The organism is Lentibacillus sp. L22 (assembly GCF_040812445.1).
In the GTDB taxonomy this organism is placed as follows: domain Bacteria; phylum Bacillota; class Bacilli; order Bacillales; family Amphibacillaceae; genus Lentibacillus_C; species Lentibacillus_C daqui.
In genome coordinates this window covers 61,329-75,087 of record NZ_JBFNXI010000011.1, presented here as the reverse complement: position 1 = coordinate 75,087, position 13,759 = coordinate 61,329, and the positions used below count along the sequence as shown (strand labels likewise).

11 protein-coding genes are annotated in these 13,759 nt (G+C 39.0%); all 11 read left to right on the top strand.

Annotated elements, in window-relative coordinates; all coding sequences use genetic code 11:
• Window positions 1-669: class I SAM-dependent methyltransferase (locus ABRT01_RS07750; protein WP_367746742.1), on the top strand; the 669-nt coding region annotated here is incomplete at its 5' end.
• Complete coding sequence (locus ABRT01_RS07745; RefSeq protein ID WP_269411752.1) at window positions 662-1,891, top strand: MFS transporter; 1,230 nt, start codon at window positions 662-664, stop codon at window positions 1,889-1,891. The genes ABRT01_RS07750 and ABRT01_RS07745, both read left to right, overlap by 8 nt.
• Complete coding sequence (locus tag ABRT01_RS07740) at window positions 1,878-2,363, top strand: GNAT family N-acetyltransferase (protein ID WP_269411753.1); 486 nt, start codon at window positions 1,878-1,880, stop codon at window positions 2,361-2,363. Before ABRT01_RS07745 ends, ABRT01_RS07740 begins: the two co-directional genes overlap by 14 nt.
• A 41-nt stretch (window positions 2,364-2,404) precedes the next feature.
• Window positions 2,405-2,911, top strand: a complete 507-nt coding sequence (locus ABRT01_RS07735; RefSeq protein WP_269412490.1) for a GNAT family N-acetyltransferase — start codon at window positions 2,405-2,407, stop codon at window positions 2,909-2,911.
• Window positions 2,912-3,208: 297 nt separating this feature from the next.
• Window positions 3,209-5,383, top strand: coding sequence for a DNA topoisomerase III (locus ABRT01_RS07730; RefSeq protein ID WP_269411754.1), 2,175 nt, complete (start codon window positions 3,209-3,211; stop codon window positions 5,381-5,383).
• A gap of 389 nt (window positions 5,384-5,772) precedes the next feature.
• Window positions 5,773-6,621, top strand: coding sequence for a sugar phosphate isomerase/epimerase family protein (locus tag ABRT01_RS07725; protein ID WP_269411755.1), 849 nt, complete (start codon window positions 5,773-5,775; stop codon window positions 6,619-6,621).
• Between the two features lie 98 nt (window positions 6,622-6,719).
• On the top strand, window positions 6,720-7,958 hold the full coding sequence (locus tag ABRT01_RS07720) for a pyridoxal-phosphate-dependent aminotransferase family protein (RefSeq protein WP_367746741.1): 1,239 nt from the start codon (window positions 6,720-6,722) through the stop codon (window positions 7,956-7,958).
• Between the two features lie 440 nt (window positions 7,959-8,398).
• Complete coding sequence (gene allC, locus ABRT01_RS07715; protein ID WP_269411757.1) at window positions 8,399-9,643, top strand: allantoate deiminase; 1,245 nt, start codon at window positions 8,399-8,401, stop codon at window positions 9,641-9,643.
• A 35-nt stretch (window positions 9,644-9,678) separates the two neighbouring features.
• Window positions 9,679-11,391 (top strand): acyl-CoA synthetase FdrA, encoded by a 1,713-nt coding sequence (fdrA, locus tag ABRT01_RS07710; protein WP_367746740.1) that lies wholly within the window; start codon window positions 9,679-9,681, stop codon window positions 11,389-11,391.
• 62 nt (window positions 11,392-11,453) lie between these two features.
• A complete protein-coding gene (locus ABRT01_RS07705; protein ID WP_367746738.1) occupies window positions 11,454-12,716 on the top strand; it encodes a YlbE family protein in 1,263 nt (420 codons plus the stop codon).
• Window positions 12,717-12,779: 63 nt separating this feature from the next.
• Window positions 12,780-13,748 carry a carbamate kinase gene (gene arcC, locus ABRT01_RS07700; protein WP_269411759.1) on the top strand — a complete coding sequence of 323 codons (969 nt, stop codon included), beginning with the start codon at window positions 12,780-12,782 and terminating at the stop codon, window positions 13,746-13,748.
• Window positions 13,749-13,759 lie beyond the last annotated feature (11 nt).

Sequence of the window (13,759 nt, the reverse complement as noted above, 5' to 3'; positions counted from 1 at the left end):
TTTGAGGATACCCTACCTCTTTTTTTCGTCTCAAATATTTTACACAAACTATTTTACGTCATCGAATGGCAGAGAGATATATATAACTATAGAGCAAAGAACATTTTATTGATTGGTGGTTATATAGAAGTATTTAGTATTTTGGAAAGAGTTGACTCCGATACAAAGCTTCATGTTGTAGATGTAGATGAAACAAAGTGTATGCAGCTAAGAAGACAGTTTTCAGATAATAGACTGATAATACATAATGTGGATATCATCCAGATTAATAATTGGATAGAAAAATTTGATATGATAATTATGAATTTCGTTCTAGAGCATTTGTATGGAGATACAAAAAAGGTATTGGAATTGTGCGAAACTCTTTTAGAATTAGAAGGAGATCTTTTTATTAGTTCTTGGCTACCGATAGTTGACGAATATGATATTGAAAAGAATCCCGAAATGTATAAATACATTCATGAAACTTCCATAGACAAATTAAAAACAATCAATTTACCAGTTAGGGATTCTGAGTTTTTTGAACACCAAGAAGAGATATCGAAAACGGATTATAATGATTGGCTAAAGTTTTCTAGTCAATACACAACTGAAAAAGAAGGCGGGCTAAAGCACATTGGTACAAGTGTTTTTCACTGTAAAAAACAGGTGGATGAGATGAATGGGTAATAAGGTAGCGATTAATTTTTTTGTGATAAGCGCAATTGCTAGTTTGTTAGCAGGATCTTTAACAAGGATAATAGTAATACTATTCGCTACTGACTATTTTGAAACTACCGCTTCAATATCCTGGATTGTGGCATGTGAAACTATCCCATTCCTTGTCTTCGGGTTATTTTCTGGGATTTTAGTTGATAGAAAGAATAAAAAGGGATTACTTATCCTTTGTGATATAGGTAGAATGTCCGCAATGTCACTTATATTTGTTTTTTGGTTCCATGGAAATTTAAATCTTTTTTATTTAGTACTATTACTCCTGTTGTTTGGATCATTTGATACAATTTATCAAACAGCTGAATCCTCGATTCTGCCCGAATTGGTAAAAAATAATAAATTAATGACATTTAACGGATACATCTGGAGTGCAGCAAATTTATCATCACTAATTGGTCCAGCAGCTGCAGGGATAATATATGCATACACTGGTGGACTATGGGGGCTATCGATAAATATAGTCATTTACTTGGTCTCTATTTTAAATCTATTATTCCTTCCTAACACCAAAAATTATGCGAAAAATCATAAAGTATTTGAGCCGACGATATTCAAAGATATATATTTAAGTTTCAAAAGTATTTTATCAAGTAAACCTTTATCTTCAATTTTATTAATTCTTTTTGTAGGTAATTTTTTATTAGCTCCTGTTGAATTTTTAATCATATCTCATCTTAGATTTGATTTGGGGGTAACTAGCGAGTTAACGGGTTTTATTTTATCGGCAAGTGGATTGGCAGGTCTTTTGGGGGGATTTATTTTACCTAAATTAAATAAAGCCGGACTTAAAGGACGAAATATAATCATTTATTCTTCTCTTTTAATTTTAGTAGGAGCTTTATTGCTGATAATATCCTTAAATTATTTAATTATTACAATTGGGCTTTTTCTTATCTCGTTTGCAATAACAGCGAGAACAGTTTACATAATAACCTTGAGACAAGTTAAAACAGAAAAAGCAAAATTAGGAATTGTGAACAGTTGCTTTAAGTTTATTTCCTTTGGTGTTCAACCTTTAGCGATTTTTGTATTCAGTCTTGTTTCAGAAGGCATTGAAGTGTATAATACACTCCTTTTATTAGTTATTCTGTTCGCGCTACAGGCAATATGGATTATGTCAATGATAGGAAAAAGCAATGACTATGAAATGGGGGAGGATTCATTTGAAAATTCGTAAAGCGTATCCATCAGATGTTTCAGATATTAAAAATTTATGTGTGAAGGGTGTTCAAATAGCATTTGAAAATGTGTACACACAAATTTTTATTGATAAGTCGATAGAAATCTTTTACAATCATGAACGTATTCAAAAAGAAATTTCATCTTATTTAGTAGCGGAAGACGATAGTGATATTATTGGTTGTATATCCTGTGGAATAAATGAAATGAGAGGCGAGTTATTTTCGCAAATTTATGCGTTTCATGTTGTTCCAACAAAACGAAGGAATGGAATTGGAGGTAATTTATTAGAAACGGCTTCCAATTATCTTCGTAAGAAAAAAATAAAAAGGCAATATGTTAGTGTATTGGGCAATAACGATAATGCTCTTCCATTTTATTATGCGATGGGATTTATTGAGGCTAGTAGACATAGTTTAGAGGATTCAATAAATAGCACATATTCTTTAGATTTAATGCGAAATTTATGAAGTATAAAAGATATTAGGAATTAATTCAATAGGAGGTTATGATGGTAGAAATTAGAATGGCTAGGTTAAAGGACGTTGAAGGGATAGCCAAGGTATGTATTGATGCTAATAGAGATACTTATAAATATACGCACTCAGAAGAATTTATTGAAAGAACAATAAGTGAATTTTATAATTATAAAAGAATAAAACAAGAGGTATTACATACTTCCTCCAGCTGGCAAGGATGGTTTGTGGCTATTGAAAACGATAAAGTTGTAGGTGCAATTGGAGGAGGAATGATTAATGATGAAAAGGGTGAAATATTTGTTTTATATCTTGATATTAATAAAAGAAGAGAAGGAATTGGGACACTTCTATTAAATTACTTGACGGATATTCAGAAGAAAGACGGTGCCTTAGAACAATGGGTTTCGGTTGCGAAAGGGAATCAAAAAGGTATTCCTTTTTATGAAGCGAAAGGATTTAAACGTGTAAAGGAAATAAAGAGTTTTGAATCAGCAGAGAATGAAAATTATACTTCATATCGGTACTCGAGAAATATATAAATTTTACCAACAGATAACCAATTTCACATAAACGTTATATAAAATTAATTTTTTAAACCTCAATAAAAGAAGCAAGTTTGAAACAAAAAAATTCAAGAATAGGCATCAAAAATTCTCCGTAAATTATCGGAACTTTTTGATGACTATTCTTGTTGGAGTAAATATATTTCTTTTGGTAAAGAACTTAAAAGAAGTATGCATGGAATTCAAATTCAAGCAATTAATCAAGCCAGCCGACTTTCTCTCCAATTCATGCTAAAATAGCCTTAAAGATTTTTTTACAGAGAGGATTTTTACATGAGTAAAACGGTTGTACTAGCAGAAAAACCGTCTGTCGGCAGAGATATTGCCCGAGTATTAAAATGTACGAAAAAAGGAAATGGTTTCATGGAAGGCGCTAATTATATTGTGACCTGGGCGCTTGGACATTTGGTAACCTTAGCTGATCCAGAGGTTTATGATGATAAATATAAAACATGGAAACTGGACGACCTGCCAATGCTTCCACAACATTTGAAGTTGGTTGTGATGAAAAAAACCGGCAAACAATTTAATGCTGTAAAAACACAGTTGAACCGAAAAGACGTAAAAGATGTAGTGATTGCTACAGATGCAGGGCGGGAGGGAGAACTTGTTGCCCGCTGGATTATTGATAAGGCACATGTAAAAAAGCCAATTAAACGGCTATGGATTTCATCCGTTACCGATAAAGCAATTCGTGACGGATTTAACCATTTAAAACCGGGAAGCCAATTTCAAAATCTGTATGCATCAGCAGTTGCCCGCTCGGAAGCGGATTGGTATGTAGGATTGAATGCGACCCGTGCATTGACAACCAAATTTAACGCACAATTATCAAGTGGCCGGGTACAGACTCCGACACTGGCAATGATCGATGCCAGAGAAAAAGAAATTCAAGCATTTAAACCAGAAACATTTTATGGACTGGAAGCTAAAACACAAAAAGGCTTCAAATTAATCTGGCGGGATGCGAAAAATAATAGCCGGATATTCTCCAAAGACAAGGCGGATCGTCTGTTGGAAGGGGTCAAAAATAAACCGGCAACCGTTGTAAGTGTGGATAAGACGTTCAAAAAAAAGCACGCGCCGCAGCTATATGACTTGACTGAATTACAGCGTGATGCCAACCGGATTTTCAACTTTTCTGGAAAACAAACACTGTCACTCATGCAGAAATTATATGAACAACATAAAGTGCTTACCTATCCACGGACCGATTCACGGGTCATCTCAACGGATATTGTTCCGACATTGAAGGATCGGGTTAAGGCATGTGGTGTTGACCAATACGCCAAAATTGCCGGAAAAGTGTTAAACCGGGACTTCAAGTTGCCAAAATCAGTAGTGGATAATAGCAAGGTGTCTGATCACCATGCTATCATTCCAACCGAACAGCCGGTGGTGCTTGCAGATTTAAGTGATCAGGAACGAAAAATATACGACTTGGTTGTCAAACGCTTTTTAGCAGTACTTTCAGAGCCGTATGAATATGAACAAACAACCATTGTCGCTGAAATTGGCAAAGAACATTTCACTGCCAAAGGAAAAATTGTCAAGAAACAAGGCTGGAAGGAAATTTATGATAGAAGTAGTGCTGAAAACGAAGATGATGTGGATGATCAGCGCTTGCCGGCTGTGAAAAAAGGTGATGTGTTTACTAATTTACGGTTGACCAGGACAAGTGGCGAAACGAAACCACCAGAACGTTTTACTGAAGGCGGATTACTGCAAGCGATGGAAAATCCCGTTCGCTTTATGGCCAAGGATGAACGGCATTTAGCTGGCACGATCAATAAAACCGGTGGACTGGGAACCGTTGCGACCCGTGCCGATATTATTGAAAAATTATTCAATAGCCAGTATATGGAAATGAAAGGGAAGCATATTTTTATCACTTCTAAAGGACGGCAGTTGCTCGATTTGGTACCGGAAAAGTTGCAATCCCCAGCTTTAACTGCAGAATGGGAACAAAAACTTGGTGCAATTGCGGATGGTAAATTGAATAAAGAACGCTTTATTGCCGAAATGAAGGAATATGCCAAAGAGGTTGTGCACGAGATCAAGACAAGTGACGCGACTTTCAAGCATGATAACATGACCGGTACCAAGTGCCCGAAATGTGGAAAACTGATGATGGAAATTAAAAATAGACATGGTCGTATGCTTGTTTGTCAGGATCGGTCATGTAACGGTAAAAAGAATATCGCCAAATATACCAATGCACGTTGCCCTAATTGCCATAAGCGCATGGAACTACGCGGTGAAGGGGAAGGACAAATGTTTGTTTGTAAATGTGGACACAGAGAAAAGCTGTCAACCTTCAACCAGCGTAAACAACAAGAGAAAAAGAATCATGTATCCAAAAAAGACGTCAACAAGTATTTGAAAAAACAGGATGATGGATTTAAAAATAATGCACTTGCCGAACAACTGGCGAAGTTGAAAAAATAACCCTATTATTGTTAATAGAAAAGGCGAATGAAGCGCACCCTTCATTCGCCTTTAGTATGGATAAACATGAATGGTATAAGTAATAACTGTACTCCATGATTGAAAAGAAGCGAACGGCCCCTTTTTTAAAAACCCCATTTTTGTATAAGATAAATAATATTATTTTTATAATTTGATTAATTTGCACAATGACATGAGCTATTTGGAACTTTACACTGTAACAAAAGGTGGTGTAAATCCAAAATGATGCAAATAAGCTTTATCGCAAATGAAATGCTTCAAGCTATCACGACCCCAAGATTCAAACGTACAAACAGTAGACTATTACATGACAGCGTATAAATGTGTACTAACATTTACGGCTGAAAAAAACGAGGTGCTTAAAATTTATGAAAAAAGGTATAAGTGATGCGAACTTTATTCCCGATTTGGGGACGGATAAGTTTTTGGAAGCTGCAAGCAAAGCGGGTTACGAAGGTGTTGAGCTCAATTTACGTGAACAGGGTGGAGACATTACAACGGAAATGTCTGGAGCAAAAGCTAGAAAACTGGTGCATCTTGCAGAACATTATCGTATTGAAATAGCTAGTTTAACAACGGGATTACTCAATGACTTTCCACTATCCTCCAATGATCCGAGTGTTCGTCAAAAAGGAATGTATATTGGCGAAAAATTAATTGACTTTGCATCTGAAATGGGGGTAGAAATAGTGCAAATGACCCCAGGCGTAACTTATGCTGGCACTCCTTATCAAATATCTTATGAACGAGCGAAAGAGGCATTTATGGAATTGGGGGATAAAGCAGCAGCTGCCGGTATAACCATTGGAATCGAGAATGTTTGCAAAAAATTTTTGGCAAGTCCTTTGGAATTCAACAATTTTCTTAATGATATCAATCACCAATCTGTTCAGGTTTATTTTGACAATGGAAACGCCCTTGCAACAGGGTATCCTGAGCACTATGTCAATATGTTGGGAGATCGTTTCGTGTCTATGCATGTGAAGGATTTCCGGCTGTCGGTTGGAGATTTCGTCCCAATTATGGAAGGTGATACGAACTGGCCTGCCATGATGAGTGCACTAAATGATATCCCTTACGAAGGTTATCTGATTGCGACGCCACCTTATCCATATCCGAATTGCCATTACCGCCATATGGAGAAGTTCTCACAAGACTTAACAACGATCCTGAATTTGATCAAGATCAATGAAAAAGGGGAAACGGATACGGTTTAAACGGCTTCCAATGTAAAGATATATATTGCAAAACACGATATAAAAAATTAACTATCGTACACCTAAATACATGCATATAAAGGAAAGGAGAACGAAACATGGAATATCAAGAATTAAATTTGCCGTCCAGAACGATTATGACACCTGGTCCGGTAGAGGCTGACCCGCGTGTTTTAAGGGCACTCTCTACTCCGATTATCGGACAATTTGACCCGCAATTTTTAAATTTAATGGATGAAACGTCAGATCTTTTGCGTTATGTTTTTCAAACGTCCAACCATCGAGCATTTCCAGTTGATGGTACTTCGCGATCCGGACTCGAGGCTGTTCTTACCAGTATTATAGAGCCGGGGGATAAAGTGCTTGTTCCTGTGTTTGGTCGTTTCGGTTATTTGCTGACCGAAATGGTGGATCGTGCAGGTGGACAAACACATATGATGGAGGCGGAATGGGGTCAAGTGTATGACCCACAGGATGTAATAGCCGAGATTAAGAAAATAAACCCAAAAGTAGTTGCTGTTGTCCACGGGGAAACATCGACTGGACGCATGCAGCCCCTTGAAGAAATTGGTGCGTTTTGCCGGGAAAATGATATCTTGTTTGTAGTAGATGCGGTAGCAACGCTTGCTGGTGTTGAATTTAATACAGATGAATGGAATGTAGATGCCGTAATCACAGGGACACAAAAATGTCTTGCTGTCCCAACTGGAATGGCACCCCTTACTTACAATGATCGTATAGAGGAAATCTTACTGGCACGTAAAAAGATTGAACGCGGCTTATCATATGATGCGGTGAACGACAAAAAAATCCAGAGTAACTACTTTGATTTAAGCCAAATCCAGGATTACTGGTCCCCTGACCGTTTAAATCACCATACTGAATCAACAACCATGCTATATGCTTTGCGTGAAGGTTTGCGTGTGATAAAGGAGGAGGGGATAAAGAGTCGTATTGACCGTCACACCAAGCACGGGAAGGCGCTGTCTTTAGGGTTGAAAGCAATGGGGGTAGAGTTATTTGGCGAAGAAGAAAATAAACTGCCTGTTGTTACCATTGTGAAGGTTCCTGAAGGGATAAGTGAACAGGCAGTGCGACAAACCATGCTAAACCAATTTGGCATAGAGATTGCCGGGGCATTTGGGCCACTAAAAGGAAAAGTATGGCGAATCGGCTCCATGGGTTATAGCAGCAGAAAAAACAACATTTTACGTGTTCTTAGTGCGTTAGAATCAACGTTGACCTACTTTGGTGCAAAGGTAAACAAGGGTGACGCAGTACAGGCAACATTAGAATATTATGCAGAAGCGGACAACCCTGTTATTTATAAAGTTTAACAGCTAATTTCCAAAGCAGTGTTTGAACAAACAAACACTGCTTTTTCAAAAGGTAAGGGAAATTCAGGTTCTATCCTGCAGGGGATTATTCACTTTGTTCAAAAATAATTTGAATAATTGTTTGAGTTGGATAATTATTTCTTTATCGGTTTCAAGTATACTTAACATTGAAAAGATAAACGTTTTTTTATTAACAGTGCGTGTTTAAAAAGGAGGATAAAAAGGACCGAGAAGTTCTAGGCGGCGTAGCTTTGAGCACCGGAGTGTACATAAAAGGTACATGAGGAGCGGAAAAGCAAGCCAACGAGCTTCAAAGGAAGGCCGACTAAAAACGGGCTTGCGCTCAGGCGTCGGCATACCCCTTTTGAAGGGGCATGTCATTTTTACCGGACTTTTTGAACATCCTCTAACAGGAACCTGTTTTTAAAGGGAGATGTGGCATGAAAACAAGGATATATGAAGATTTAGGCAGGGAATGCCAAAATAAACTCGAGTGGCTGGCAGATATGAGCCGTGATCCCGGAGGCGGTGTTTCGAGACTACTATATAGTGCGGAATGGGTAGAAACACAACAAGCGTTAAAAACATTGTTTAATCAGGAAGGTTTGAAGACATATTTCGATGAGATAGGAAACTTGTTTGGAAGATTGGAAGGTAAAAACACCAACGATGAGACCATATTAACAGGTTCGCATATTGATACTGTTAAAAACGGCGGGATGTATGATGGACAGTTTGGTATCGTAGCAGGTTTTATGGCAATTAAATATTTACAAGAAAACTTTGGAAGGCCATACCGCAACATAGAAGTTGTTTCATTGGCCGAGGAAGAAGGAAGCCGTTTTCCCTTTACCTTTTGGGGTTCGAAAAATATCGCCGGAACGGTAAATGCTGCAGAGGTAAATGAACTCAAAGATGCAAAAGGTAATGTATTCGGAGACGTGATCAAACAAGCAGGCTTTGACTATAAACCAATTGATAAGACACGTGATGACCTAAAAGCATTTATTGAAGTTCACGTAGAGCAGGGTAATATTCTGGAAACAGAAAAAGTACCGGTGGGGATCGTCCAGCATATTACCGGCCAGCGCAGATTTACAATTTCCGTCAAGGGACAGGCGAATCATGCCGGAACAACGCCAATGGGTTATCGTAAAGATGCAATGAATATAGCTGCCCGAATGATAACGGCAATTAATGATTTAGCTGTTGCCTACGGTGATCCAATGGTGGCAACCATTGGAAGTATTGCGCTTGAACCAAATACGGTAAATGTTGTTCCAGGAAAAGCAACATTTACGATCGATGTACGACATACGCAAAAAGAAATATTGGTTCAATTTACTGATGATTTACGCGCCAGATTAAATGCTATTGCAGAACAGTTTGGTGCAGAACTTGAAATAGACATGTATATGGATGCCGATCCTGTGGCAATGGACCCGGGAATTGTCCGTGTTATCAGAAACACGTGCGATAAAAATAAGATGAATTACAAGATGATGCACAGCGGTGCCGGACATGACTCGCAAATAATGGCCCAGGCAATGCCAACTGCGATGATTTTTGTGCCAAGCCGAAATGGTATCAGCCACTCACCAGATGAATTCACTGATGTAAAGGATCTGGCTGAAGGTGTAAAAGCATTGATTGGCACACTTTATGAACTCGGTTATCAAAAATGAGGTATGTAACAGATGAAGGTATTGGAGGGAAGAATTTGCTTTATACCGTAATTAAAAAAAATCTGTATCAAGATTCCGTCAATCTTATGTTACTTACAAACTATTTATCCGAAATGGACAATATTAATCAAGTTTCTATCATGATGGGAACACCAGCCAACAAAGATATTTTTAGAGGATCAGGACTCTATACGCCGGAACTGGATACGGCAAATCCAAACGATTTATGTATTGTTGCCGATGCATCAGATAAGGAAATGGTTGATCAACTTATCCTGGAAGTCGATAGTTTCCTCGCGAATCAATCATCAACATCAAAAGAGAAATCTATTTCTGTTGTTCGAACGTGGGAAATGGCTGAAAATAAATTGCCAAATGCAGATTTGGCAGTCATTTCAATTGCTGGTGAATATGCAGCATCCGAGGCAAACAAAGCACTTGATCGGAATCTTCATGTGTTTTTGTTCAGTGATAATGTCAGTTTGGATGATGAATTGCAGCTAAAGAGGCGAGCAGAAGAAAAGGGGCTGCTCGTGATGGGGCCGGACTGTGGTACTGGAATATTTAGTGGAGTCCCAATCGCATTTGCAAATGTGATTGAAGAAGGCAACATTGGCGTTGTTGGAGCATCCGGTACAGGTATTCAAGAAGTAACATCGATCATTGGAAGACTTGGTGGGGGCATCTCTCATGCAATAGGAACCGGCGGGAGGGATCTGTCAGCAGAAATAGGTGGGATTACTACTATAAGAGGGTTGCAAATGTTAAACGCCGATCCAGAAACAGATGTCATTGTGTTTATTTCCAAACCGCCGGCACCTGAAATACGTGAAAAGGTTATCGAGGAATTTAAAAAACTCCATAAACCGGTTGTTGCTGTCTTTATGGGTGATAGACCCCAAAAACAGCATGATAACGTCTATTACACATGGACTTTACGAGATACGGCTTTAAAAGCTTTAGAACTTGCAGAAAAAAATCAAACAACTGCTGACCAACTTGTCGCAGATCATAAAGAATTGAGAGACATGAAGAAAAATCCAGAACAACTTCATGTAAAAGGATTTTACTGTGGTGGTACGCTGGCACTTGAAGCAGCAATGATCCTCCGAGAGGCGTTCGATCTTCATGCGGTAAATGAACACCCGGAAGGCATCATGTTGGACGATCAAGGATTTGAAGTCATTGATTTCGGCGATGATGCCTATACAAAAGGGCGAGCACATCCAATGATCGATCCAACATACCGAATGGAAAAAGTAAAAGAGGCAGCTGCTGACCCGAAAACAGCAATTATTTTACTAGATAATGTAATTGGATATGGCGCTCATGATAATGTCGCTGGAATATTAGCACCAGTAATCCAAAAGGCAAAAGCTGAACGCAATATAATCTTCATTACTTCTGTAACCGGGACAGGACTTGATCCGCAAGTTTACGAGGACCAGGTAAAAAAATTGAAGGAGTCAGGTGCGATTGTTGCTGATAGTAACGCACAGGCAACAGCATTGGCAGTTGAAATCGTGAATTATTTAATTGGGGAAGAACGACCAGCAGCCAATAAAGATGAATCTCGGGAAGGCACAATTACAAACCTGATTTCGGCTAAACCAAATGTAATAAATATTGGCTTGTCCAGTTTTGCAGAAGCAATTGAAAAGCATGGCGGTCAGGTTGTCCAGTATCAATGGGCACCAATCGCCGGTGGAAATAAACACTTTGCCAAGATATTAGAATTACTCAAATAGTGGAGATGCTCGCACGAAGAACTTGCCAATATGACAACTATAGTATAACGAGGGGGATTAAAATGAAATATCAGTCCATTTCAGATGCGAATGAAGCGGTAATAGAAAAAGTAATAGAATCGCAGCCATTTTTATTGGATGTTGTACCGGCGAAGAAAGTCATCCCTGTATTAAATAAGAAAGTGATTTTGCACTCAGGTCCACCGACAACTTGGGAGAAAATGCCGGATCCAATGAAGGGTTCCTGTATTGGTGCCGTGATATTTGAAGGGTGGGCGGACAATAAAGATGATGCCAGTGAGCTGCTGAGTGAAGGTGAGATTGTTTTTATGCCATGTCATTCAGTTAATGCTGTAGGTCCAATGGGAGGAATCACAACAGGGAATATGCCAGTTGTGGTGGTTGAAAACAAATCCGGAACTAACCGGGCTTATTGTAATCTCAACGAAGGTATTGGTGCAGTACTCCGATTTGGTGCTTATAGCAGTGAGGTTATTAACCGGCTGAAGTGGATGCAGTGTGTATTGGCACCGGCATTATCACGAGCATTACATCAAATGGACGGAATGAACGTTAATGTTCTGGTATCAAAGGCAATTACAATGGGAGATGAGTTTCATCAGAGAAATATTGCGGCATCCGCTTTATTCCTGAAAGAGATTGTTCCGTATCTTATTACTGCAAAACTCCCGGATGACGAATTGCAGGAAGTTGTTAAATTTTTGGCTGATAATGATCAGTTCTTCCTGAATATCATGATGGCCTCAGCAAAGGCTGTTATGGATACTGCTGCAACAATTGAAGAAGGTAGCATTGTCACGGTATTGGCGCGTAATGGTGACCAATTTGGCATAAAGGTTAGTGGTCTGGGAGATCAGTGGTTTACCGCACCTGTCAATACACCGGATGGTTTATACTTCAGTGGCTATAGTTCAGCTGACGCAACACCAGATATGGGGGACAGTGCCATTACTGAAGCGTATGGTGTTGGTGGCATGGCTATGATTGCTGCACCGGGAGTAGTTCGTTTTGTAGGAAGCGGCGGATTTCAGGATGCAGTCAGAACGAGTGATGAAATGCGTGAAATCTGCGTTGCTAATAATCCGAAATTATCCATACCAACCTGGGATTTTCAAGGTGCCTGCCTGGGTATTGATATCCGTAAAGTTGTGGAAACCGGAATTACTCCAGTTATCAATACGGGAATTGCCCATAAAGTTGCGGGTAATGGGCAAATAGGTGCTGGAACTGTTCGTGCTCCATTAGACTGTTTTGAAAAAGCACTGGAAGCCCTTGCTGAAAAATATGGCGTAATGGCGAGTTAACAAGAATAGGAAAGCACAGTAGTATGCTGACGTGCGAATTCTAGAAATATTTGGGGGAGTTTTATGGGGAAGACAATTGTTATTGCGCTCGGAGGAAATGCAATTTTACAAAGTGGACAGGAAGGAACATATGAGAATCAATTAAATAATATCCGAAAGAGCAGCAAGTTTTTGGCAAAATTAATAAAAGACGGTCACAGGATTATGATCACACACGGAAATGGACCACAAGTTGGAAATATTCTTCGTCAAAATGAAGAAGCTGCAGATGTCGTTCCAAGCATGCCTTTAGACGTTTTGAACAGTCAATCGCAAGGATTTATTGGCTATATGCTTGTTGATTGTCTGGAAAAAGAATTAATAACACTTGGAGTTGATGTTCCTGTTGTCAATCTATTAACTCGTGTTAAAGTATCTATAGAGGACGAAGATTTTAAAGAACCTTCAAAACCAATTGGCATGTTCTATACAGAAAGAGAAGCCGAAGAACTTGCGTTGGAAAAAGGGTGGGATATGAGAGAAGAATTTGGCCGTGGATGGCGAAGAATTGTTCCATCACCTAAACCATTACAAATTTTAGAAGCGAAAACGATTCAATCACTGGCAGAAGCGGGGAACGTTGTTATCGCTTGCGGCGGTGGCGGGATTCCTGTAACGACTACAGCAGACGGCATGGTTGAAGGAGTTGAAGCGGTAATTGATAAAGACCGCAGCAGCTGTCAGCTTGCCAAAGAAGTAAACGCTGATATTTTTATGATCTTAACAGATGTTGAAAATGTGTTTGTTAATTATGGTACACCGGAACAAATGGCATTACAAGAAATTTCGGTTGATCAATTGGAGCACCATGTTACCCAGGGTCAGTTTACTAAAGGAAGCATGGGGCCAAAAGTGGAATCAGCACTGGGATATGCCCGCCAAAATGGAACAGCAATTATTTGCTCTTTAGAAAAAGCTGATGCAGCACTACTTGGAAAATGCGGAACCATTATTACGAAACAGCGTTCGAGACAAATATTAGAAAATAAATAGGGAGAGGTTGC